The 21,275-nt window shown below is 52.9% G+C and carries 22 protein-coding genes; 3 read left to right on the top strand and 19 right to left on the bottom strand.

Annotation, left to right across the window (positions count from 1 at the left end; all coding sequences use genetic code 11):
• Positions 1-19: 19 nt before the first annotated feature.
• Genes R2K26_RS04655 through R2K26_RS04665 form a run of 3 tightly spaced genes read right to left on the bottom strand, consistent with a single transcriptional unit; the run spans position 20 to position 2,071 of the window.
• Positions 20-1,060: a protein arginine kinase gene (locus tag R2K26_RS04655; protein ID WP_176819978.1), complete on the bottom strand. Its 1,041-nt coding sequence runs from the start codon at positions 1,058-1,060 to the stop codon at positions 20-22.
• On the bottom strand, positions 1,053-1,589 hold the full coding sequence (locus tag R2K26_RS04660; protein WP_316518999.1) for a UvrB/UvrC motif-containing protein: 537 nt from the start codon (positions 1,587-1,589) through the stop codon (positions 1,053-1,055). Before R2K26_RS04660 ends, R2K26_RS04655 begins: the two co-directional genes overlap by 8 nt.
• A gap of 29 nt (positions 1,590-1,618) precedes the next feature.
• Positions 1,619-2,071, bottom strand: coding sequence for a CtsR family transcriptional regulator (locus R2K26_RS04665; RefSeq protein WP_316519000.1), 453 nt, complete (start codon positions 2,069-2,071; stop codon positions 1,619-1,621).
• Positions 2,072-2,325: 254 nt separating this feature from the next.
• Here R2K26_RS04665 and R2K26_RS04670 point away from each other — a divergent pair, with 254 nt between their 5' ends.
• Positions 2,326-2,472 (top strand): hypothetical protein, encoded by a 147-nt coding sequence (locus tag R2K26_RS04670; protein WP_308448388.1) that lies wholly within the window; start codon positions 2,326-2,328, stop codon positions 2,470-2,472.
• A 175-nt stretch (positions 2,473-2,647) separates the two neighbouring features.
• Here the strand turns inward: R2K26_RS04670 and R2K26_RS04675 are convergent, their stop codons facing one another.
• Both R2K26_RS04675 and R2K26_RS04680 read right to left on the bottom strand, forming a co-directional pair.
• Complete coding sequence (locus R2K26_RS04675; protein WP_316519002.1) at positions 2,648-6,034, bottom strand: SH3 domain-containing protein; 3,387 nt, start codon at positions 6,032-6,034, stop codon at positions 2,648-2,650.
• A 251-nt stretch (positions 6,035-6,285) separates the two neighbouring features.
• A complete protein-coding gene (locus tag R2K26_RS04680; protein ID WP_176820555.1) occupies positions 6,286-7,491 on the bottom strand; it encodes an acetate/propionate family kinase in 1,206 nt (401 codons plus the stop codon).
• A 178-nt stretch (positions 7,492-7,669) separates the two neighbouring features.
• Here R2K26_RS04680 and R2K26_RS04685 point away from each other — a divergent pair, with 178 nt between their 5' ends.
• Positions 7,670-8,863 carry a nucleotidyltransferase family protein gene (locus tag R2K26_RS04685; protein WP_316519003.1) on the top strand — a complete coding sequence of 398 codons (1,194 nt, stop codon included), beginning with the start codon at positions 7,670-7,672 and terminating at the stop codon, positions 8,861-8,863.
• A 101-nt stretch (positions 8,864-8,964) separates the two neighbouring features.
• On the opposite strand, the gene R2K26_RS04690 is transcribed toward R2K26_RS04685, so the two are convergent.
• Together R2K26_RS04690 and R2K26_RS04695 are read right to left on the bottom strand one after the other, a co-directional pair.
• The gene (locus R2K26_RS04690; protein ID WP_308448495.1) at positions 8,965-10,047 is read right to left on the bottom strand and encodes a branched-chain amino acid aminotransferase; all 1,083 of its coding nucleotides are present in this window, start codon (positions 10,045-10,047) and stop codon (positions 8,965-8,967) included.
• 153 nt (positions 10,048-10,200) lie between these two features.
• Positions 10,201-11,526 (bottom strand): RsmB/NOP family class I SAM-dependent RNA methyltransferase, encoded by a 1,326-nt coding sequence (locus R2K26_RS04695; protein ID WP_316519004.1) that lies wholly within the window; start codon positions 11,524-11,526, stop codon positions 10,201-10,203.
• A gap of 86 nt (positions 11,527-11,612) precedes the next feature.
• Here R2K26_RS04695 and R2K26_RS04700 point away from each other — a divergent pair, with 86 nt between their 5' ends.
• Positions 11,613-11,753, top strand: coding sequence for a hypothetical protein (locus tag R2K26_RS04700; RefSeq protein WP_176820708.1), 141 nt, complete (start codon positions 11,613-11,615; stop codon positions 11,751-11,753).
• A gap of 58 nt (positions 11,754-11,811) precedes the next feature.
• On the opposite strand, the gene R2K26_RS04705 is transcribed toward R2K26_RS04700, so the two are convergent.
• The 12 genes from R2K26_RS04705 to leuS form a co-directional block, all read right to left on the bottom strand.
• Positions 11,812-12,765, bottom strand: a complete 954-nt coding sequence (locus tag R2K26_RS04705) for a YitT family protein (protein ID WP_316519005.1) — start codon at positions 12,763-12,765, stop codon at positions 11,812-11,814.
• A complete protein-coding gene (locus R2K26_RS04710; RefSeq protein WP_308448395.1) occupies positions 12,758-13,180 on the bottom strand; it encodes a ribonuclease III domain-containing protein in 423 nt (140 codons plus the stop codon). The genes R2K26_RS04705 and R2K26_RS04710 overlap by 8 nt, the downstream gene beginning before the upstream one ends.
• A 12-nt stretch (positions 13,181-13,192) precedes the next feature.
• Positions 13,193-14,467, bottom strand: a complete 1,275-nt coding sequence (obgE, locus tag R2K26_RS04715; RefSeq protein ID WP_316519006.1) for a GTPase ObgE — start codon at positions 14,465-14,467, stop codon at positions 13,193-13,195.
• A 129-nt stretch (positions 14,468-14,596) separates the two neighbouring features.
• The gene (rpmA, locus tag R2K26_RS04720; RefSeq protein WP_316519007.1) at positions 14,597-14,881 is read right to left on the bottom strand and encodes a 50S ribosomal protein L27; all 285 of its coding nucleotides are present in this window, start codon (positions 14,879-14,881) and stop codon (positions 14,597-14,599) included.
• 26 nt (positions 14,882-14,907) lie between these two features.
• The gene (locus R2K26_RS04725) at positions 14,908-15,231 is read right to left on the bottom strand and encodes a ribosomal-processing cysteine protease Prp (protein WP_308448397.1); all 324 of its coding nucleotides are present in this window, start codon (positions 15,229-15,231) and stop codon (positions 14,908-14,910) included.
• A gap of 9 nt (positions 15,232-15,240) precedes the next feature.
• Complete coding sequence (gene rplU / locus R2K26_RS04730) at positions 15,241-15,549, bottom strand: 50S ribosomal protein L21 (protein WP_176820702.1); 309 nt, start codon at positions 15,547-15,549, stop codon at positions 15,241-15,243.
• Positions 15,550-15,667: 118 nt separating this feature from the next.
• A complete protein-coding gene (locus tag R2K26_RS04735) occupies positions 15,668-15,886 on the bottom strand; it encodes a hypothetical protein (protein ID WP_176820701.1) in 219 nt (72 codons plus the stop codon).
• Entirely contained in the window at positions 15,879-16,307 is a 429-nt protein-coding gene (locus tag R2K26_RS04740) for an aspartate carbamoyltransferase regulatory subunit (protein ID WP_316519008.1), read from the bottom strand. The genes R2K26_RS04735 and R2K26_RS04740 overlap by 8 nt, the downstream gene beginning before the upstream one ends.
• Positions 16,301-17,254: an aspartate carbamoyltransferase gene (pyrB, locus tag R2K26_RS04745; protein ID WP_316519009.1), complete on the bottom strand. Its 954-nt coding sequence runs from the start codon at positions 17,252-17,254 to the stop codon at positions 16,301-16,303. The genes R2K26_RS04740 and pyrB overlap by 7 nt, the downstream gene beginning before the upstream one ends.
• A 111-nt stretch (positions 17,255-17,365) precedes the next feature.
• Positions 17,366-18,112: a YebC/PmpR family DNA-binding transcriptional regulator gene (locus tag R2K26_RS04750; RefSeq protein WP_176820698.1), complete on the bottom strand. Its 747-nt coding sequence runs from the start codon at positions 18,110-18,112 to the stop codon at positions 17,366-17,368.
• A 43-nt stretch (positions 18,113-18,155) separates the two neighbouring features.
• The gene (locus R2K26_RS04755; RefSeq protein ID WP_316519010.1) at positions 18,156-18,722 is read right to left on the bottom strand and encodes a flavodoxin family protein; all 567 of its coding nucleotides are present in this window, start codon (positions 18,720-18,722) and stop codon (positions 18,156-18,158) included.
• Between the two features lie 105 nt (positions 18,723-18,827).
• The gene (gene leuS / locus R2K26_RS04760; protein WP_316519011.1) at positions 18,828-21,242 is read right to left on the bottom strand and encodes a leucine--tRNA ligase; all 2,415 of its coding nucleotides are present in this window, start codon (positions 21,240-21,242) and stop codon (positions 18,828-18,830) included.
• Positions 21,243-21,275: the final 33 nt, after the last annotated feature.

Consider the following 21,275-nt stretch of genomic DNA (forward strand, 5'->3'; position numbering starts at 1 on the left):
TCTCTTTACTGATTTTCTATTATTGAAGCGCTTTGAGGGCTTTGCGCACCTCGTCTGCGCGGAGAATGTCTCTTTGCCCCGCCGAAAGGTTGCTGCCGTGTGCGGCTGCCATGGTGGCCGGCTGTACCGCTACGGTCAGTGTGTGAATATCTTCAAGCGTTATACCGCTTAAAAGCTTTTCTGCAATGCCGAAACGCACATTGGAGATAAGTTTCATATACTCATCGCAGGAAAGCAGCCGTGCGTTTTTCAGCACGCCGGCGGAGCGGCCCACTTTGTCCTGCACATTGATGTTCTTGCTGAGCGAAGCACGCGTTTTGCGCTCTTCGGAAATGAGCTGCATCGTAATGTTCTGCAAGTTTTCCACAGCCTCTTTTTCGCTGAGACCCAGTGTAATCTGGTTTGAAAGCTGATACATGGCGCCGATGACATTGCTGCCTTCTCCGTATGTACCGCGGATCACAAGGCCGAGCTTCGAAAGATTCGTGGAGATTCTGGACATTGCGCCGTTTTCGGTGAGCGCCGGCAGGTGCAGCATCACAGAGGCCCGCATGCCGGTGCCGAGGTTCGTCGGGCACTGGGTGAGGTAGCCGAGCTCGGAATCAAACGCAAAACGCAGCGATTCGTTTAAAAGCGTATCGATGCGGTCTGCCATTTCGGCAGCTTCGCTGAGCGCAAGGCCCTCATGCAGCACTTGAATACGCACGTGGTCTTCTTCGTTCACCATAATAGAGATGCGCTCGTCCTTTGAGATGAGAAATCCGCGTCCCTTTGCGTTTGCGATGAACTCCGGGCTGACGATGTGGCGTTCCACAAGTGACACCGCCTGCTCGTTGCTGAGGTCATCCATCTGCACGAAGTCGAAATCCGATGCGATGGCGCTGTTGCCGCTGAGGATCGCATCGCGTACGCGGCGCTCTACGGCTGCTTTCTGGTCAGGCGTCATGCGGTTTGGGAACGGCATATCTGCAAGGTTTCTCGCCAGACGCACACGCGTGCTGATGACAACGTCACTTTCTTTACCTGCTTTTTCATACCATTTCTTTTCTTCGTTAAGCATGGTTCCCATCTCCTTTCTCCATTTCTTTGATTTCGTCACGCAGCTCAGCTGCATGCTCGAAGTCCTGCTTTTCGATTGCTTCTTTCAGTTCCGCACGTTTCTTTTCAATCGGCGTGGGTTCTTCCACAACGGCAATCTTACCTGCCGGTTCCACAATGCGCAGCGCATTGCTTCCGGGTACTTTGCCCTTGTGCTTTGCTGCACCGTGGATGCGGTGGATAGTCGGCATCAGGCGGTCACGGAACACATTGTAACACTCTGCGCAACCGATCTTGCCGCTTTCTGCAATCTCCTCAAAGGAAGCACCGCATTTCGGGCAGCGTATCGCATTACTGCGCCCGGTCGGCGCACCGATGAAGCTGCCGAGCAGATTGTTAAAATCAAAGTCCATATCATCAAAGTTAAAAAAGCTCTTGTAGCCTTTTGCCCTTGCACATTCCGAGCAAAGGTCATATTCCGCCAACTTGCCGTTGACGATGGTTTTAATGTGGGTCGTTGCCGGATTCTTTCCGCAGTTCTGACACATCATAAGTCATCCCGTCCTTTCAAAATGGCTTTTTATACATTTAGTACGAGCAACATGTTTTTGAAGACCGATGCCCGCAGTTGATCTCGAATTTCTTTTGGCGCCGGTGCAAGTGCCGAATCCGAAAGCCCTGCCATCATCAGGTGAGCGTCGGATTCGGACGCAACGCCCGTTTCCACAAGATTCCGCAGCATGGCGCGCATAGAAGCTGCGTCCAGCTTAGACCCGATGGAATTGACAATGTGCATGATTAAATCGGATTTTGTCATGCTCCGGCGAATGATGCGAATGTAACCGCCGCCGCCTCGCCTGCTCTCTACGATATATCCCTGCTCCGGTGTGAAACGGGACGTGATGACGTAGTTGATTTGGCTCGGTACGCAGCCCAGCGTGTTTGCAAGCTCATTACGCTGGATCTCCGCGATGCCGTTTTCATCATTGAGCATTTGTAAGATGTAATTCGCAACGCTGTCGCTGATTCGCATTTCTGATCGCCTCTTATCCTTTCTTTGTCTTTGACTTTCTTTGACTTTAATTATAAGCAAAACGGATATATTGTCAAGCGTGATTTTAGACGATTTTCAGGAATTACATTAAATTATCTATCTATTTCAAATTATTTCTCAATAATACTAACTGAAACGCATGAATTTAAAAAGTTTTTGAAGTTTTGCTTTGACCATCACACATTTCCCCCACTTTCATATTCTGTACTGTAAACGAAAGGAGGCGTTCAATCATGTGTAACGGTTTTGGCGGAGGTTGCTCTTGGATCATCATTATCATATTGATCCTCTTGTGCTGCGGCGGCTGTGGCTGCGGTAACGATTGCGGCTGCAACAACTGTGGTGGCTGCAACAACGGCTGCGGCGGCTGTGGCTGCTGATCGGTCGATCGCATAATATAAAAGCAAGCCGACTGAGTGAAAGCAGTCGGCTTGCCGTTTTATAAACAACACGTAAAGTGATAAAACTTTACACATTGCCGAGCATATAAAGAAAAGCTGTGCACTCCATTAGAATGCACAGCTTAATTTTAGGACTATGAAAAGTAATTTAACTTTACAGACAGCTCGGGACTTTGTAGCCGTATGTATTCTTCTTATAGTTGCCGTTAGAGGGCGAGGCCTCGGCGTAGTTGCCGTAGGAGAATACCTTAGCTTCTGCAAGGCGTCTGTAATACAGGCCGATGTAGCAGTTGCCGCCTGCCACATGCCAATCCAGCAGATTGCTGCCGAATGTGTAGGCGTCCACATAGTTCAGGTCATGCGTGAGACCGGAGGTGCTGTTGAAAGCAACATCGCCTGCGCGCACCCAACCGCTCTTGCCGCTTGCAGAGACCTTGTACCAGCTTTGCTTCGTGCTTGAGTCGCGGTAATAATCGAGGATATTCACACTTGTGTTGATCTTAAGCGTAGTAATCTGCGTGGAAGAAGCGCTGTGGTCCTGATACATGGGCAGTGTGGAAGCCGTCACCTTACCGCCGTACGGATTGGAAGAAGACAGATCCTGCGGCGGAACAACGGCGTTCATGATGACTGTACGCACGTAGCAGTTGCCGGAGCCGTTCCAGTAGCCTGCGCCGACATTGTAAGAGAAGCTTGCAAGCGCATCAAACTGGCACTGGCTCATCAAAAGGCCGTTGCTCGAGATGAAACGGTTGATCTCTGTGGTGTAAGAGCCGCGGTTGACGGTATCGGCCAGCATGGCCTTTGCTTCCGAGCGGGTCAGGTTATTGTAGAATGTGGTGTTCTTGGAAACAACGTAACCGTAGCCGACGGTCGGGATATTGCCGGCAAGCGTGTCCGGCGAAACCTGTGGGACATAGCCTTCATAAGAGGCGATGTTGTCGAGCATACTGTCACTTACGCGGCGGCTCTCGCCTGTTGTCATATCGGAATCCGTTGTAGAGACGACGAGGATGGTGAACTCTCTGTAATCGGAGGAATAACCGCCGCCGGAAGACGAATACGCACGCACCGTGTAGGTGCCAGGTGTACTGATTGTAGCCGAAGCAGAGAAAATACGGACGTTGTTGTCGCCCTGACTTTCGGAATCGTAGGACGTGGTATCGTAGGTGCCGACGCCATCAATCTCAAAGCGCACGGCGGATTTCTGCGTATCCGTAACCGCCTTCAAATTGAAGGATGCACCGGCTGTGATAATATTCGGTGTTGTGTACGCAAAGCGGACAGCTTCCGGCGCGGAGACCGTGACGGAAACGGTGGCAAGTGCAGTGCCGTTTGCGCTCTTTGCGGTGATCTTGGCTGTGCCCGGCGCAGCGCCGTAAATGAAGAGCTGACCGGAAACACCGGCTTTTGCCGTTGCAACGGAAGCATCGCTGCTCTCCCACGTAACAGAGCCGGAAGCAGAAGCCTGAATGTAGATGGTCTTATACTGTGCGAGATCGACGGAAGAAACGGAGACCGATGCGCTGGACGAAGACGGGTCATATGCTGTGACATATTCTGCCGAGACATAGCCCTCTGCGCCGCCGGTCGTACGCACATGCACCCAGCCGCTCGTTTTGCGGTCAAGCACGTTCAGCACGGTGCCGGTGCTCAAAACAGTGAGTACTTTACAGCTCGTGTTCGGCTCGGAACGCAGGTTGAGGCCGACCGTAACGCGGACGTATTCGCCTGTTGCAGGCGTATTGGAGTTGTTGCCGTTATTGGTGTTATCATCTCCACTGTTACCGGGCTTTACGGAGTTAATATCGCCGGAGGTGATCTTCAAGTACTGCGCGGCAAGGTAGCCCTCTGTGCCGTCGGAAAGCTTCACTTTGTACCAGCTGCTGTTTGTGGCTTCCGTAACGGTAACGGTAACGTTCATATCGATAACTTTGATGATGCCATAGCTTGTGCCGGGGCCTTTGCGCACATTTAAATCGGATGTGGTCTTGGCCTGTACGGTTCCGTTGCTCGGCGCCGGGGTCGGCGTGGGCGTTGCGGAAGGCTTGGCAGAATCAATATTGCCGGAAGTAACTTTCAGATATTCGGAGAACAGATAGCCCTCTGTGCCGTCCGAAAGCTTTACCTTGTACCACTGGCTGTTCGACGCGTCCGTGACCGTAACGGTGGTGCCGGTGCCGATGACCTTGATGACGCCGTAATTCGTACCTGCACCGCGGCGCAGGTTTACGTCTGCGGTGAGCTTAGCCTGCACAGTGCCATCATTGGACGGTGCCTGCGTAGGTGTAGGTGTAGGCGTTGCGGACGACGTGCCGGTGACCTTCAAATACTGTGCAAAGATGTAGCCCGTGGAGCCGTTTGCAAGGCGCACGGCATACCACTGAGAGTTGCTCCTATCTGTGACCGTGACGGTTGTGCCGGAAGCGATAACGCCTTTAGAGCTGTAATTCGTGCCGGGACCGGAACGGAAGTTTACGTATTCCGTCGTTTTCGCGCTTTGCTCGGAACCGCTCGGTGCCTGTGTCGGTGCGGGCGTTGCCGTTGCGGAGGAAGAACTGTTCAGCTTCAAATATTGCGCAAATATGTAGCCTGTAGAGCCGTTCGAGAGGCGCACGGCGTACCACTCGGAATTGCTCGTGTCGGTGACCGTAACGGTGGTGCCCAATGCAATGACGCCTTTAGAACTGTAATTCGTACCGGGGCCGGAACGGAAATTTACGTATTCGGTCGTTTTTGCGGTCTGCTCGGAACCGCTCGGTGCGGGCGTTGCCGTCGCGGAGGAAGAACTGTTCAGCTTCAAATATTGCGCAAATATGTAGCCCGTAGAGCCGTTCGAGAGGCGCACGGCGTACCACTCGGAATTGCTTGTGTCGGTGACCGTAACGGTGGTGCCCAATGCAATGACGCCTTTAGAGCTGTAATTCGTACCGGGGCCGGAACGGAAGTTTACGTATTCGGTCGTTTTTGCGGTCTGCTCGGAACCGTTGGATGGCGCCTGTGTAGGTGCCGCCGTAGCAGACGGCGTATTGCTGCCCGTGAAGCTGATGTATTCGGCAAAAATATAGCCTGTAGAGCCGTTAGAAAGACGCACGGCGTACCACTGGGCGTTGCTCGTGTCGGTGACCGTAACGGTGGTGCCTAATGAAATAACGCCTTTAGAACTGTAATTTGTGCCCGGTCCGGAGCGGAAATTCACATATTCCGTCGTTTTGGCACTGCGTTCTTCCCCGTTGCTTGTGCTGCCGCTGGTAGACATGGAAATATACTCGGCGTAGATATAACCTGTAGAGCCGTTCGAGAGACGCACGGCGTACCACTCGGAATTGCTCGTATCCGTTACCGTGATGGTCGTGCCGGAAGCGATGATCCCCTGCGAGCTGTAATTCGTACCGGGGCCGGAGCGGAAGTTCACGTATTCGGTTGTTTTTGCGGAAACTTCTTCCGCATAGGCCGCAAGCGGCAGCGCAGAAGCCAATAGCAGCGCGGAAAGCAACAGAGCCGTGCCCTTCTTTCGGAGCATTCTTTTTCTGTATTGCATGTGTTTTCACCTATCCTTATCAAGGCATCGACCTGTAGAAGCAAAAGCCGGTTTCTGTCCTGTTGCGGCAGAATATGGTACAGATCGTTTTATACAGTTACAATCATAACACAATGGTTACAAATTTGCAACTATTTTTGCGGTTCAAAAGCCAAAAACAGAAAATAAACCCGCGATTTTCGCTTAAAATACTTAAATATGAAAAATACCGGACCCGCAAAAACGGATCCAGTATCGAATTTCAAGTGAAATTACAGCTTTTCAACGATGGCTTTCGTATCGCGTGCAATGACAAGTTCTTCGTTGGTCGGGACGATGTAAACAGCGACCTTGCTGTCCGGCGCGGAAATTTTCTTCTCCTTGCCGCGAACGCCCTTGTTGGCTTCGTGATCGAACTTGATGCCGAGGTATTCCATGTTGGTGCAGATACGCTCGCGCAGGGTATCCTGGTTCTCGCCAAGACCTGCGGTGAAGACGATTGCGTCTACGCCGTTCAGCGCAGCGACATAGCTGCCGATGAACTTCTGAATCTGATAAACGAGCATCTCATGTGCGAGGTGTGCACGCTCGTCGCCCTCGTCCTCTGCCTTGCAGATGTCGCGGTCATCGCTGGAGATGCCGGAGATACCGAGCAGGCCGGACTTCTTGTTGAAGAGGTCGGAAAGCTGTGCCGGGGTGAGGTTCTCTTTCTCTGCGATGAACGTGACAACGGACGGATCAAGCGTGCCGGTACGGGTACCCATCATGAAGCCGTCAAGCGGGGTGAGACCCATGCTGGTGTCGATGACCTTGCCGTTCTTGATGGCGGTGATGGAGGAACCGTTGCCGATGTGGCAGGTGATAAGCTTCAGATCCTTGATGTCCTTGCCCATGAGCTCTGCAACGCGGTGGCTGACATAGCGGTGGGAGGTGCCGTGGAAGCCATAGCGGCGGATCTTGTACTTCTCATAGTACTCATACGGCACAGCGAACATGTAAGCCTTCTGCGGCATGGTGGAATGGAAAGCCGTATCGAACACGACAACTTCCGGGACTTCCTTGCCGAAAACGCTCATGCAGGCACGAATGCCCTGTACGTGTGCGCTGTTGTGCAGCGGTGCAAGCGGGATGAGGCTTTCGATGCCCTCGATGACCTTTTCGTCAACGAGAACGGACTCGCTGAAGAGCGCGCCGCCCTGAACGATACGGTGGCCGATAGCAGCGACTTCGCTCAGATCCTTAATGACGCCGACTTCACTGTCGAGAAGTGCGTTCTTGACCTGCTCGAACGCTTCGGTGTGGTTCGCCATGCGGATTTCGATCTTCTTCTCTCTGCCGTCTGCCGTCTTGTGGCCGAAAATGCCCATTTCAAGGCCAATCTTCTCGCAGTTGCCCTTTGCAAGCATTTGCTCGTTGTCCATATCGATCAGCTGATACTTAAGTGAGGAGCTGCCGGCGTTGATGACCAGAATTTTCATTTCGTCTTCCCCCTGAATCATGGTTAAATTTGAATTGGATCATCTGTGCAAACGCACAAAAAATAAGCACGACACTTCCAAAATTATAAATAAGGAAACGCGGCTTGTAAATTGATCTTCATTGCTTTATACTTATGATAATACAAAATCATGTAAATTTCAAGGAGTTTCCTATAAAATGATTGGAAAAAACAAGATTTCGGGCGTTGTTTGCGAGTTTAATCCGCTGCATAACGGCCACGCGGCACTGCTCTCCCGCATTTCGGAGGAGTTCGGCAGCGACATTGTCTGTGTGATGAGCGGAAATTTTGTGCAGCGCGGCGAGGCGGCTGTGCTCGATAAGTGGTCGCGCACACGATTGGCACTGCAAAACGGCGCGGCACTCGTGCTGGAGCTGCCCTTGCCGTGGGCTGTGGCAGGCGCAGAAAAATTTGCACTCGGAGGCATTTCGTTATTAAATGCGCTCGGTTGCGTAGATACACTGACGTTTGGCAGCGAAACCGGTGATACCGCTCCCCTCATGCACTGCGCGGAATACTTACACTCCGATGCGTTTAATTCGGATATTCGCCCGGAGGTTGCAAAAGGCGTTTCGTTTGCGGCGGCGCGTACGGAGGCTGTGAAAAAGGCACTCGGCGCAGAAACCGCAGAGCTGCTCACAAAGCCAAATTGCATTTTGGGTATAGAGTATTGCAAGGCAATCTTATCGTTGAATTCTAATATCACGCCGCAGACTGTGCAGCGTATCGCGATTGACCACGACAGCGACAAAGCGCACGGCGCGTTTGCATCGGCGAGCCTGATCCGCAGCAAGAGCGCCGAGGGTGAAGAGATTTCCTCGTATGTCCCGGAAAATACGGCGGTGTGTATTCGTGCGCTGCAAAAGGAAAAGCAGTACCCCGCTTCCCTTTCGTATCTCGACCGTGCGGTACTGGCGGCTGTCTCTGCCATGTCACCCGAAGACCTGCGCCGCGTGCCGGATGTTTCAGAGGGCATTGAAAACCGCATTTTGGCGGCTGCCGAAACGGCGGAAACGTGCACAGGACTGTTTGATGCGGTGAAAACCAAGCGGTACAGTCACGCGCGTATTCGGCGTATTGTTTTAAGCGCGTATTTGAACATCATGAACGATCTGCCCAATTTGCCTCCGTACCTGCGCATTTTAGGTATGACAAGCCGCGGTGCGGAGATTCTGCACAAAGCGAAGCCGATGCTGCCAATCATCGCACGACCTGCGAACGTGAAGAAGCTTTCGCCGGAAGCCAGACGTGTGTTTGCGTTGGAAGTGCGCGCGGATAATCTTTACAGCCTGTGCACAGAGCATCGCCGCCCTGCAAACATGGATTATACAGAAAAACTGATTCGGATATAAACTGAGCTCTGCATTTGGCTTTTGCCGGTCGCAGAGCTCTTCTTTTATACAAAAAGACCGAACCACGCGGGCTCGGCCTTTTGAATGTTCAAATATTCGAATTATTTCTCAAGCGGTGTGACTTCCACAGTCCAACCGAGGGTATCTTCTACCTTACCGGTCTGGATGCCGGTGACGGTGTCGTACAGCTTTTGGCTGAATTCGCCGATGCCGCCGTCCTTGATCTGCATGACTTCGTTCTCGTAACGGAGTGCGCCGACCGGGGAGATAACGGCTGCGGTACCGCTACCCCAGCACTCTTCGAGTGCACCGGTACGGGCCGCCTCAACGAGCTCGTCAACGGAGATTCTTCTCTCTTCGACCGGAAGACCCCAGTGCTTGCAGAGATCAATGCAGGAAGCGCGGGTAACGCCCGGCAAAATACTGCCGTTCAGCATCGGGGTGACAACGGTGCCGTTGATTTTGAAGAAGATGTTCATAGCACCGACTTCTTCGATGTACTTGCGCTCAACACCGTCGAGCCACAGAACCTGAGAGTAACCTTCGTCGTGTGCCTTTACCTGTGCCGCGAGGCTTGCAACGTAGTTGCCGCCGGTCTTTGCTTCGCCGATGCCGCCGCGGACTGCACGTACATAGTCGTCTTCGATCCAAATCTTTACCGGGTCGAGGCCGCTCTCATAGTAAGCGCCGACCGGGGAAAGAATGATAATGAATTTATAGGTGTTCGACGGGCGTACGCCGAGGAACGGATCCGTTGCAATGACGAACGGACGAATATAAAGAGAAGTGCCGGGACGGCTCGGAATCCAATCTGCGTCAACGGCGACGAGCGTCTTGATTGCATTGAGGAAATCATCGGCCGGGATCTCCGGGATGCAAAGTCTTCTGTTGGAGTTGTTTGCACGCTCGATGTTTTTGTTCGGGCGGAACAGACGGATGCGGCCGTCTGCGCACTTATAAGCCTTCATGCCCTCAAACATTTCCTGACCGTAGTGGAAAACCATAGCGGACGGATCAAGGACGATCGGCTGATACGGCATGATCTTCGGATCGTGCCAACCCTGCTCCGGGTTATATTCCATCACATACATGTGATCTGTAAAGATTTTACCGAAACCGAGCTTGCTTTCGTCTGCCGGCTTCGCTTTAGGCGCAGTGGTACGCTCAATCTGGATTTTCTGCATCAAAAAACACTTCTTTCCTGTTTGCTTATACACATTTTAGCACGTATTTGCCTTTTTTGCAAGTTACCGAGGTTTAAATTGCAAAAAAAGCTTCACAAATAACCGTTTGGCTTTGCAAAGCTTTCTGTTCTTTTTGTATAAACGAATGCACCTTTACAGGTGTGCGCGCAGCCCCTTTGGGTAACGATTCTTCAAAACGCCGTTCGATGCTTTGCCAAAGCCCGTTACAATACCGTCTGCGGCGACGGCGGTGTAACCGGAAAGCCCCTCTGCGGGGATTTCTTCGCCGCGCAAAAACGCGAATAAAGCAGGATCGTTCGATGTGAGATGCAGCACGCTGCGGCAGTTTTCCGCACGACTTGCCATGAAAATGCCATGCGCGGGCTCGATGCGGTTCTTTTTTGCCTCGCCGAATTCCACACCGGCGCGCAGAACGGAAAGTCCTGCAATGTCCGGCAGCTCATTTGGCAATAAGATCACACGGTCGCGCACGCGCTGAAATCTGCCCGGTGCATCGGTAAACAGAGATGTGTACAATTCTTCGGCATGCGCCTGCGTTTCTCGGTCGGGTTTAAAGCTAAACGGCGCAAAGCATTCTTCACATGGCGCAACGCGGCGGAAGCGCGCGGCAAAGTGCCCCTCACCCCCGTCCATCGGGAAAATGCGCACAGCGTCTACGCCATAGGCCGGGCGACCGAATGTGACATTCGGCTTTTCGAGCACGAATTCCGGGTGGCTTTCGAGAAATTTCTGCACAACGCCCTCATTTTCTTCCGTGGAGAATGTGCAGGTAGAGTACACCAAAATGCCGCCTTCGCGCACGCACTGTGCGGCGGAGGATAAAATTGCGAGCTGACGTACAGCGCAGGTCTCCACGTGCTCAGGACTCCATTCTTGTACGGCAACAGGATCGCGGCGGAACATGCCTTCGCCGGAGCACGGCGCATCAACGAGCACTTTATCAAAATACCCGCCGAGCTTTTCCGCGAGCATCTCCGGGTATACGCTGGAAACGACTGTATTACGCACGCCCATGCGCTCCAAATTGGAGGATAAAATTGCGGCGCGATTGCGTACAACTTCGTTTGACCACAAAAGCCCGGTGTCGCCGGTCAGCGCGGCAATCTGCGTAGATTTACCGCCCGGTGCGGCGCAGAGGTCGAGCACCTTATCCCCCGGCTCCGGCGCCAAAAGCGTGACGGCCGAAGACGCGGACGGCTCCTGTGAATAAAACGCGCCTGCATGATAGAGCGGCAGCGCCGCCATTTTGGTATCTGTCGGCGCATAAAACGAGAGCGGCGAAAACGGCGTTTGCACCAGTGTAAACGGCAGTGCGCATTCAAGCTGTTCTTTTGTGCATTTTACAGTGTTCAAACGAATGCCGCGTTTGTGCGGTTCATTGTAAGACGCCCGAAACGCCGTATATTCTGCCCCAAGCATATCCTGCATTCGTTTTTCAAAAGCTGCGGGCAATTCCATGGCCGCCCCACCTTTCCTAATTTCATAAATTCGGTACATAAACGCGCGTACCGTGCGCATAATAGCTTTCGGAAGGGGTGAATCACATGGCAAATTCCGAAAACAAGAATTACACAAACAAAAACCAGAAACAAAGCCGCAATAAGAGCGATCGTCAGACAACCGACCGCGTGAATAACGGCACGGAAAATCGCACGGAAAACCGCAGTGAAAAAAGCTGCCGGTAACACAAAAAACCGGAAAAAGCAGGCAGGCGATGCGCTTGTCTGCTTTTTCTATGCGGATTTATTCTTTCGGCTCGCTGACCGGCTTATCGCCCGTCTTGCGAATAGCTTTGATAATCTCGCCGAGCGTGCGGTCGTCGGAGCGCACGGGTTTGAAGCCCTCACCGGCGATTTCACCGGCATCGCCGACGATGACGAACGCATCGGGGTCTTCCTCGCGGATGATCTCGCTGATGCGGAACACCTCAAAGCGACGCACGGCGCAGAAGAGCACCTCGCCGTCCTGCTTCAAATAGCCGCTGCGGGACTTGAGAAACGTCAGGCCGCGGTCCATCTCCTTGATGATGCGGTCGGCAATGACATCGTTTTTACGGGACATAATGAAGAACATTTTGCCGTTGCCCGCATCTGTGCCGTACAGAATTGTATCGATGATTTTTGTCGATACAAAAATGACGATGCACGCGTACACGGCGCTTTCAATGCTCTTATATACGATGGCGGAAAACAGCACGACGCAGCCGTCTACGGCAAGCATCAGCTTGCCCATGGAAAGATGGCGCAGGCGATGATTGAGCAGACGCGCGATCATGTCCGTGCCGCCGGTCGTGGCACCGCGCATAAAGACGAGTGAAAGACCTACGCCCTCACACACGCCGCCGATGAGTGTGATGATGAGTGGGTCACCGTGGTAGACCGGCATGAACAGCGCCACGATGTCGATGCAGGCAGCGTTTAACACGACCGCCAACATCGTTTTGGTGACGAGCTTATAGCCGATCTCAATGATCGCCCAAATGATGATCGGCACGTTAATGAGCAAAATCACGGTGCCGACGGGCGTGCCGAACAGATAGTTCAGCACGATGGCGATACCGCTCACGCCGCCCGGCGCGATGTTGTTCGGCGCGGTAAAGCCGTTCAGGCCGACCGCGTAAATAACGGAACCCGCCGTCATGAAAATCAGGTCAAGCAGGAATTCCTTCACGTTTTTTGCAACTTTATTTTTACGCATGTGCGGTTTCCTCCGTTTCTGCAAATTCAAGGATCTTATCGAAGAAAAGACGCAGGCGCTCCAGCTCGCCTTTAAGGTAAAGATAGCCGAAAACGCATTCAAATGCTGTGGCTGCGTGGTAATCCGCAACGCTGGAGTTTTTCGGCACGTGCGAAACGTGCGCATTGCGTCCGCGCAGGCAGACTTCTTTTTCCTCTTCCGTGAAAAGCGGCATCAGCACTTCACTAAGCACCTTCGCCTGAAACTCGCAACGCACGAACGAAACGGCGCGGCTGTGCAGCTTTTTCACGGGGCAGTTGCCTTTGGAGACGATATATTCGCGCACGAAAAGCTCGTACACGCCGTCACCCACATAAGCGAGCGTTAAGGGGCTTAACTGCTTCGGATCCGATTCCGTTTGATAGAACTTTTCCAAATAGCCACCCTCTTAGTTTACAAAATCAAATTCAAGGTCATACATGCTGACTGTGTCGCCTTCCTGGATGCCCGCCTCACGCAGCGCATCGATAACGCCGGTGTGAATGAGCACACGCTGGAAGTACTGGAGCGACTCGTAATCATCGAAATCGACGGCGGAGATGAGCTTCAAGAGCCAATCGGCCTCGACAAAATACACGTTGTCCTCCACGCGGATATCGACCTTCGCCTTGCTGCTGAATTCTTCGACAGGCTTTACCGGCTCCGGTTCCGGCTCGAAATGCGCGACCGGCGGCAGCGTGGAAAGCATTTCTGCAGTTTTATTCAAAAGTGGGTCAACATCATAGCGGATTGCCGCCATGATTGGAAAGAATTCATAGCCTTGCGCCTCGACAAACTTGCGGAAATCCTCTACCTGCTCGTCGGTCGTCAGGTCGCATTTGTTGCCGGCGACCAGCATGGGACGGTTCGCGAGGTCGGGGTTGAACTTGCGCAGTTCCTCGTTGATGATGCGGAAGTCCTCCTTCGGGTCTCTGCCCTCGCTGCCGGAAACATCGACAATGTGAATGAGCATGCGGCAACGCTCTACATGGCGCAGAAACTGATGACCGAGGCCTACACCCTGCCATGCGCCCTCGATAAGGCCGGGAATATCTGCCATGACAAACGATGGCGCGTTCGGCATATGCACCACGCCGAGCACCGGGGTGATGGTCGTAAAGTGGTAGTTTGCAATGTTCGGCTTTGCTTCGCTCACAACGGAAACAAGCGTAGATTTACCTACGTTTGGGAAGCCTACAAGGCCCACATCGGCGAGCAGCTTGAGTTCAAGCTGAAGCTCAAATGCTTCACCGGGTGTGCCGGGCTTTGCAAAGCGCGGAGTCTGGCGCGTAGGCGACGCAAAATGCGTGTTGCCCCAGCCACCGCGGCCGCCCTTCGCGATAACGACGTCTTCGTCTGTGGACATGTCCGCCATGATGCGGCCGGTCTCCGCATTGCGGATCAGTGTGCCGCGCGGCACGGTAATGACGAGCGGCTGTGCGCTTTTGCCGAAGCAGCGCTTGCCGCGACCGTTTTCGCCGCGCTCTGCTGTGTACTTGCGCTTGTAGCGGAAATCCGCCAGCGTGGAGAGGTTATCGTCCACGCGGAACACGATGTCGCCGCCGCGACCGCCGTCGCCGCCGTCCGGGCCGCCGGAAGCCACATATTTTTCACGGTGAAAAGCCACGGCGCCGTCGCCGCCGTCACCGGCTTTTACCTTGATCTTAGCTATATCGATAAACATAATTCATCATCCTTTCAGCGCCGCGGACGGCTCTGTACAAAATAAAATGGGCTTCTCCGCTTTACCCGAAGAAGCCCGTTTCATCGTATATTCGGGGATACGAAACCGGTATTCCCCCAAGGGTCAAAATTACTGCTCGATCGAGTAAACGCTGACCTTCTTGCGGTCACGGCCCATACGCTCGAAACGAACCTGACCGTCAATGAGCGCGAACAGAGAGTCATCAGAGCCTTTGCCTACGTTCTCGCCCGGATGGATGTGCGTGCCGCGCTGCTTAACAAGAATGTTGCCTGCGAGGACGTGCTGACCATCTGCACGCTTGACACCGAGTCTTTTGGATTCGGAATCACGGCCGTTCTTCGTGGAGCCCATACCTTTTTTATGAGCAAACAACTGGATATTGATCTTAAGCATTTTGTTGCCTTCCTTTCGTTTTATTGTCAGACTTCTGCGTAGCGTACCTGTAAGTTTTCGGGGTACTGCTCCTCTAAACCGAGAAGATGCAGCTTAAATCCCTCAAACAGGCTACGGCATGTCCGTGCATCGGTATCGGAAACCCTAAACAGCATCTCGCCGTCCTCTGCTCGAAGAGAAATCGGTGTGATGTGTAAAATCTCCAGCACGGTGTTCGCCGTCATATACGCCGCAGAAGAAACCGCAGCACAGAGAATGTCTTCTCCTTCCTGTGCCAAACCGGAATGGCCAAGCACGGAAAAACCGAGAAGCGCTCCGTCTGCATTTGCGAAAAAATCCGCACGAATCATACGATCAAATTAGCCCTGAACGGACTCAATCTGAATCTTCGTGTAGGGCTGTCTGTGGCCCATCTTGCGCTTTTCGCCCTTCTTCGGCTTGTAAGTGAGGATCGTAACCTTCTTAGCCTTGCCGTTCTTCAGGACCTTGCCTGTAACGGAAGCGCCCTCAACATACGGGGTGCCGATTTTTGTTCCGTCTTCGCCGCAAATTGCAACGACCGGGAACGTAACTGTCTCGTCTTCATTGGCAGCGAGCTTCTCAACGTAGATCACGTCGCCGTACTGTACCTTGTACTGCTTACCGCCGGTTTCAATAACTGCAAACATTTTTTTCTGCCTGCCTTTTCTGTAATCTCGCTACTCGTAGGCGGACTTCCGTCACTTTTCAGCCCACAGTAAGCGGCTCTATCATATTAACATACACTGACCCTAAAGTCAAGGTATTTCAAAGGGATTTTGTGGTTTTTTCTTCAAGCAGCAACGCAAGCTTGTCGTCCTGCTTTACCGCTTTGATGACGCTCTTGCGGTCTGCGATGCGCACGATCAAAGCGAGGAGAAAATTCAAAAAGGTCAGGAACGCCAGAAACAGGCGGTCACGGCGCTTTTGGCGTTTCAGTTTCTCCGGGTCGCGACGGCCTGCACCGTTACGCTGTGCCTTATTCATGGCTCTTATACGCCTGTTCACAGTACAGACAACGATAGCGGTGCGCTTTTTCATCGCACAGCACGAAGATCTGGTCGAGGTTTTCCTCCGTGCTTGTGATGCAGCGCGGGTTCTTGCACTTTACAACATTTTTGATGCGACGTGGCAGCACGATGTTCTCTTTCTTCACAAGCTCACCGTTTTTAATGGTGCATACGGTGATGTTGTTATCGATAAAGCCGAGCACATCGAAGTTGATGGCGAGGTCGCCTTCAATCTTGATGATATCTTTTCTGCCCAGCTTGCTGCTGCGGGCATTTTTGATGAGTGCCACGCAGCAATCGAGCTTATCGAGCTCCAAAAGCTCGTAGATGCGCATACCCTTGCCTGCCTGAATATGGTCGATCACAATGCCGTTTTGGATACTGTCGATGTTCAGCATACGGTTTCCTCCTCAAAAAGTCCCGGTTCAATGTTCAGAAGCATTAAAATGAGCGCCATGCGGACATATACGCCGTTTTGTGCCTGCACAAAGTACTTTGCGCGCGGGTCGTCGTCCACTTCGACCGCGATCTCGTTGACACGCGGCAGCGGATGCAGCACAATGAGATCCTTCGGCGCAAGCTTCATCTTCTCTGCATCGAGGATGAAGCTGTCTTTTAAGCGGATGTAATCTTCTTCGTTGAAGAAGCGCTCGCGCTGTACGCGGGTCATGTAGAGTACGTCAAGCTCCGGCAGAACCTCGTCCATGGTACGGACTTCTTTATATTCGCAGCCGGAGGGCTTTACGACTTCATCGATGATATAGCTCGGCACATGCAGCTCTTCCGGGGAGATGAACACGAAGCGGATGCCCTCCCAGCGCACAAGCGACTTGATGAGCGAGTGCACGGTGCGGCCAAATTTCAAGTCGCCGCACAGACCGATCGTCAGGTTATTCAGTCTGCCCTTTTCGCGGCGGATGGTGAGCAGGTCGGTGAGCGTCTGCGTCGGGTGCTGGTGGCCGCCGTCACCGGCGTTGATGACCGGCACACGGGCGTACTGTGCTGCTACGCGCGGCGCACCCTCTTTGTTGTGGCGCATGGCGATGATATCCGAATAGCAGGATACCATGCGTACCGTATCGGCAACGCTTTCACCCTTGGAAGCAGAGCTGTTCTGTGCACTTGCAAAGCCCAATACCTTGCCGCCAAGGCGCATCATGGCCGATTCAAAGCTCAGACGCGTGCGGGTACTCGGCTCGTAAAAGAGCGTGGCAAGGATCTTACCTTCACACTTGTGGGCGAATGCGGTGCGGTCGTTTGCAATGCTGTCCGCAAGGTCCAGCAGACGCAGGGTCTCCTCAAAGGAAAGATCCAGCGGGTCTACGAGGTGTCTTAACTCATTCATCTTATCTATGCCTTCCTTTCTTATGTGCGCCGTGTGTTGCGTTTCATACGTGGCGCAAGTAAAAACAGGCTGTAAAAAACCTCCCCGGTAAGCCCGGAGAGGTTTTCAGCATCAATCTTCGTCTTCTTCCTCGGGCTCGTTCCAGTTGTGCCAGACTTGCTGGACATCGTCGTTATCCTCGAGTGCATCAATCAGCTTCTGCATCTTGAGAATCTGATCGGGGTCGGTGAGATCCGTGTAGGTATCCGGGACCATTTCCACTTCTGCGGAAACAAAGGAATAGCCCTTAGCTTCCAGATCATCGCGAACGCCGCTGAAATCGGACGGCTCAGTGTAGATCTCGAATACGTCTTCGTCTGCCTGAAAATCGGAAGCACCGGCCTCCAGTGCATCGCTCATGACGGTATCTTCGTCAAGGCCCTCACGCTCCAGCACGATAACGCCCTTTTCGTTGAACATGAAGGAAACGCAACCGGTGGTGCCGAGGTTGCCGCCGAACTTATCAAAGTAATGACGGACATCGCCCGCGGTACGGTTGCGGTTATCGGTGAGGCATTCCACGATGACGGCAACGCCTGCGGGGCCGTAGCCTTCGTAGGTGATGCTTTCATATGCGTTGGAGTTGCCCTCGCCTGCAGCTTTCTTAATGATGCGCTCAATGTTGTCGTTCGGCACATTGTTCGCCTTAGCCTTCGCAATGACGTCCTTCAGCTTGGAGTTTGCTGCCGGGTCTGCGCTGCCGCCTTCTTTAACGGCAACGGCAAGCTCACGGCCGATCTTTGTGAAGATCTTCGCTCTTGCACCGTCGGTCTTTTCTTTCTTTCTCTTAATATTATTCCACTTGGAATGTCCTGACATTGATGAAAACCTGCCTTTATTCACACAAATTCAAGTTATTATATCACAGCTCGCGCGCGATTTCAATAGCAATTTCCTGTGCCTTCGCGAAAATCGCAGAGTTTTCGCAATCTGCACGGTCTGTGTCCGGCAAAACCACCGTTTTTTTGAGCGTTGTGTTCATAACGGAAAAGCTTTGGCGCAGTGTTTTCTCGCATACCTCCACCGCAAACGGATCATACCGCCCCATGGTGAGCAGCAAAACGGCATCGCGGTGTGTCGCAATCGCCGGGCGGATACCGCGGGCAAATCTTGCTTCAAAATACCGCTGAAAACGGTCGATGACCGCCTTGAGCTGCGCCGGAAACGAGAGGTTATAGACCGGCGTGGCGATGACAAGCAGATCACACGCGCGCAGATCACGGTCGAATTCATCGAGGTCGCGAAACGCGCAGCCGTCTGCTTTTTGGCAATATCCGCAGGCGATACACGGATGAATATTCACTTTGCAAATGTCAAGTGATTTTACTTGCCAGTCTTTCCGGTTCAATCCGTCAAGAAAAGCTTCAAGCAACTTCTTTGTGTGTCCGTCTTTATGCGGCGAAGAAAATATAACGAGCGCGTTTTTCATGTGTTAACCTCCGATTCTGTAAAGTAACCAAACTTTATAAAGCTGAATTGCTTTACGAAAGAATAAAAGAGCGCTGTGAATTTGCGCACAGCGCTCTTTAAAGGATTAACCCTTTACAACAATATTGACGAGCTTGCCCGGAACGTAGATCTCTTTCACGACGTTCTTGCCGTTGATCTCCGCTGCAATGCGGTCTTCCGCCTTTGCAAGTGCAATCGCGTCATCCTTCTGGATATCGGCTGCAACGCACAGTCTTGCGCGAACCTTGCCGTTGACCTGCACAACGATTTCAATGACGTCATCTTTGCACTTCGATTCGTCGTACTTCGGCCAAGGCTGCTCCGTGACCATGCCCTCGCCGAGCTTCATCTCACTCCAAACCTCTTCTGTTACATGCGGTGCAAACGGGTTGAGGAGCATCGTGAAGACGGAGAGCTCTGCTTTATTGATGGAGCCCTTTTCCGCAATAACGTTCATGAGCGCCATCAAAGCTGCAATGGCGGTGTTGAACTTGAGGTTCTCAATGTCATAAGAGACCTTCTTGATGGCTTTGTGGAAAGAATTTTCCATCTCCGGGCGGATCGCTTCGCCGTCGACGAGAATGGACTGCAGGTTCCAATAACGCTCAATGAAGCGGCGGCAGCCCTTGATGCCGGCGTTGCTCCACGGTGCGGCCTTCTCAAAGTCGCCGATGAACATTTCATAGAGACGGAGCGTATCTGCGCCGAACTCGTTTACAACGTCGTCCGGGTTGACAACATTGCCGCGGGACTTACTCATCTTCTCGCCGTTTTCACCAAGGATCATGCCGTGGCTTGTGCGCTTTGCATACGGCTCTGCGGTCGGGACCTGGCCGATATCGTAGAGGAACTTATGCCAGAAACGGCTGTACAGCAGGTGCAGCGTGGTGTGCTCCATGCCGCCGTTATACCAGTCTACCTGATGCCAGTAGTTGAGTGCTTCCTTGGATGCAAAAGATTCATCGTTGTGCGGATCCATATAGCGCAGGAAGTACCAGGAGGAGCCTGCCCACTGCGGCATGGTGTCCGTTTCGCGCATGGCCTTGCCGCCGCACTTCGGGCACGTGGTGTTGACCCAATCGGTCATCTTGGAGAGCGGAGATTCGCCATTATCGGTCGGCTCGTAGGAATCAACCTGCGGCAGAACGAGCGGCAGTTCGCTTTCATCGATCGGCACATAGCCGCACTTCTCGCAGTGTACAATCGGAATCGGCTCGCCCCAGTAGCGCTGGCGTGCGAATACCCAGTCACGGAGCTTATAGTTGACCTTACGGTGGCCGATGCCGGTCTCCTCAAGGTAATCTTTGATGCGGACTTTCGCTTCTTCGACGGTCATGCCGTCCAGAATGCCGGAGTTGACCATGATGCCGGTGTCGCAGTCCGTGAACGCTTCTTTCTGCACATCGCCGCCCTTAACGACTTCGATGATTGGCAGGTTGAACTTCTTTGCGAACTCCCAGTCACGGGTATCGTGTGCCGGAACAGCCATGATGGCGCCGGTACCGTAGGAAACGAGAACGTAGTCGGAAATGAAGATCGGAATGGTGGTACCGGTCAGCGGATTGATGGCCTCAACACCCTCCAAACGCACGCCGGTCTTATCTTTCGCGACCTCGGTGCGCTCAAAGTCGGACTTTTTCGCGGCCTCCGCCTGATACGCGCGGACGGCATCCAGATTCTGCAGCTTATCCGCCCACTTTTCAATGAACGGATGCTCCGGGGAAACGACCATGTACGTTGCGCCGTAAAGTGTATCCGGGCGGGTCGTGTAAACAGTCAGCTTATCGCCTGCGGTCGTGTTGAAATCGACCTCGGCGCCCTCGGAACGGCCAATCCAGTTTTTCTGCTGGGTCTTAACGCGGTCCGGGTAATCGACAAGATCAAGGTCGTCGATGAGGCGTTGTGCGTAAGCGGTGATCTTCAGCATCCACTGGGATTTGACCTTGTGAATAACTTCACTGCCGCAGCGCTCACAAACGCCGTTGACAACCTCTTCGTTTGCCAGAACGCATTTGCAGGAGGTGCACCAGTTGACGGACATCTCTTTTTTGTAGGCCAAACCGTTCTTAAAGAGCTGGAGGAAAATCCACTGCGTCCACTTGTAGTATTTCGGATCAATGGTGCTGATCTCACGGCTCCAGTCGAAGGAGATGCCGAGAGACTGAATCTGCTGCTTAAAGCGCGCAATATTCTTCTTTGTGATCTCTTCCGGGTGCACGTGGTTCTTGATGGCATAATTCTCTGCCGGTAGGCCGAATGCGTCCCAACCAATCGGATAGAGCACATTGTAGCCCTCCATGCGGCGCTTTCTGGAAACAACGTCAAGCGCGGTGTACGGACGCGGGTGGCCGACATGCAGACCCTGACCGGACGGGTACGGGAACTCGATCAGAGCATAATATTTCGGCTTATCCGAAGTATTGGAAGCATGGAAAACACCGGCTTCTTCCCACTTCTTTTGCCACTTCGGTTCAATTTCACTGGGGTTGTACTTGTTCATATTGATTACACTTACCTCTCTGCGCTATATAAA

The sequence above is a fragment of the Neglectibacter sp. CSJ-5 genome (genome assembly GCF_032490475.1).
GTDB classification, from domain to species: Bacteria; Bacillota; Clostridia; order Oscillospirales; family Acutalibacteraceae; genus Hominenteromicrobium; species Hominenteromicrobium mulieris.

Coding starts and splice junctions, on each gene's coding strand:
- R2K26_RS04695 (WP_316519004.1), bottom strand. CDS start 11,526: ATGGAATTGCCCGCAGCTTTTGAAAAACGAATGCAGGATATGCTTGGG.
- R2K26_RS04700 (WP_176820708.1), top strand. CDS start 11,613: ATGGCAAATTCCGAAAACAAGAATTACACAAACAAAAACCAGAAACAA.
- R2K26_RS04655 (WP_176819978.1), bottom strand. CDS start 1,060: ATGCTTAACGAAGAAAAGAAATGGTATGAAAAAGCAGGTAAAGAAAGT.
- obgE (WP_316519006.1), bottom strand. CDS start 14,467: ATGTTTATCGATATAGCTAAGATCAAGGTAAAAGCCGGTGACGGCGGC.
- R2K26_RS04665 (WP_316519000.1), bottom strand. CDS start 2,071: ATGCGAATCAGCGACAGCGTTGCGAATTACATCTTACAAATGCTCAAT.
- R2K26_RS04750 (WP_176820698.1), bottom strand. CDS start 18,112: ATGTCAGGACATTCCAAGTGGAATAATATTAAGAGAAAGAAAGAAAAG.
- R2K26_RS04675 (WP_316519002.1), bottom strand. CDS start 6,034: ATGCAATACAGAAAAAGAATGCTCCGAAAGAAGGGCACGGCTCTGTTG.
- R2K26_RS04705 (WP_316519005.1), bottom strand. CDS start 12,765: ATGCGTAAAAATAAAGTTGCAAAAAACGTGAAGGAATTCCTGCTTGAC.
- R2K26_RS04740 (WP_316519008.1), bottom strand. CDS start 16,307: ATGCTGAACATCGACAGTATCCAAAACGGCATTGTGATCGACCATATT.
- R2K26_RS04755 (WP_316519010.1), bottom strand. CDS start 18,722: ATGAAAAACGCGCTCGTTATATTTTCTTCGCCGCATAAAGACGGACAC.
- R2K26_RS04660 (WP_316518999.1), bottom strand. CDS start 1,589: ATGATGTGTCAGAACTGCGGAAAGAATCCGGCAACGACCCACATTAAA.
- rplU (WP_176820702.1), bottom strand. CDS start 15,549: ATGTTTGCAGTTATTGAAACCGGCGGTAAGCAGTACAAGGTACAGTAC.
- R2K26_RS04725 (WP_308448397.1), bottom strand. CDS start 15,231: ATGATTCGTGCGGATTTTTTCGCAAATGCAGACGGAGCGCTTCTCGGT.
- leuS (WP_316519011.1), bottom strand. CDS start 21,242: ATGAACAAGTACAACCCCAGTGAAATTGAACCGAAGTGGCAAAAGAAG.
- R2K26_RS04735 (WP_176820701.1), bottom strand. CDS start 15,886: ATGAATAAGGCACAGCGTAACGGTGCAGGCCGTCGCGACCCGGAGAAA.
- pyrB (WP_316519009.1), bottom strand. CDS start 17,254: ATGAATGAGTTAAGACACCTCGTAGACCCGCTGGATCTTTCCTTTGAG.
- R2K26_RS04690 (WP_308448495.1), bottom strand. CDS start 10,047: ATGCAGAAAATCCAGATTGAGCGTACCACTGCGCCTAAAGCGAAGCCG.
- R2K26_RS04685 (WP_316519003.1), top strand. CDS start 7,670: ATGATTGGAAAAAACAAGATTTCGGGCGTTGTTTGCGAGTTTAATCCG.
- R2K26_RS04670 (WP_308448388.1), top strand. CDS start 2,326: ATGTGTAACGGTTTTGGCGGAGGTTGCTCTTGGATCATCATTATCATA.
- rpmA (WP_316519007.1), bottom strand. CDS start 14,881: ATGCTTAAGATCAATATCCAGTTGTTTGCTCATAAAAAAGGTATGGGC.
- R2K26_RS04680 (WP_176820555.1), bottom strand. CDS start 7,491: ATGAAAATTCTGGTCATCAACGCCGGCAGCTCCTCACTTAAGTATCAG.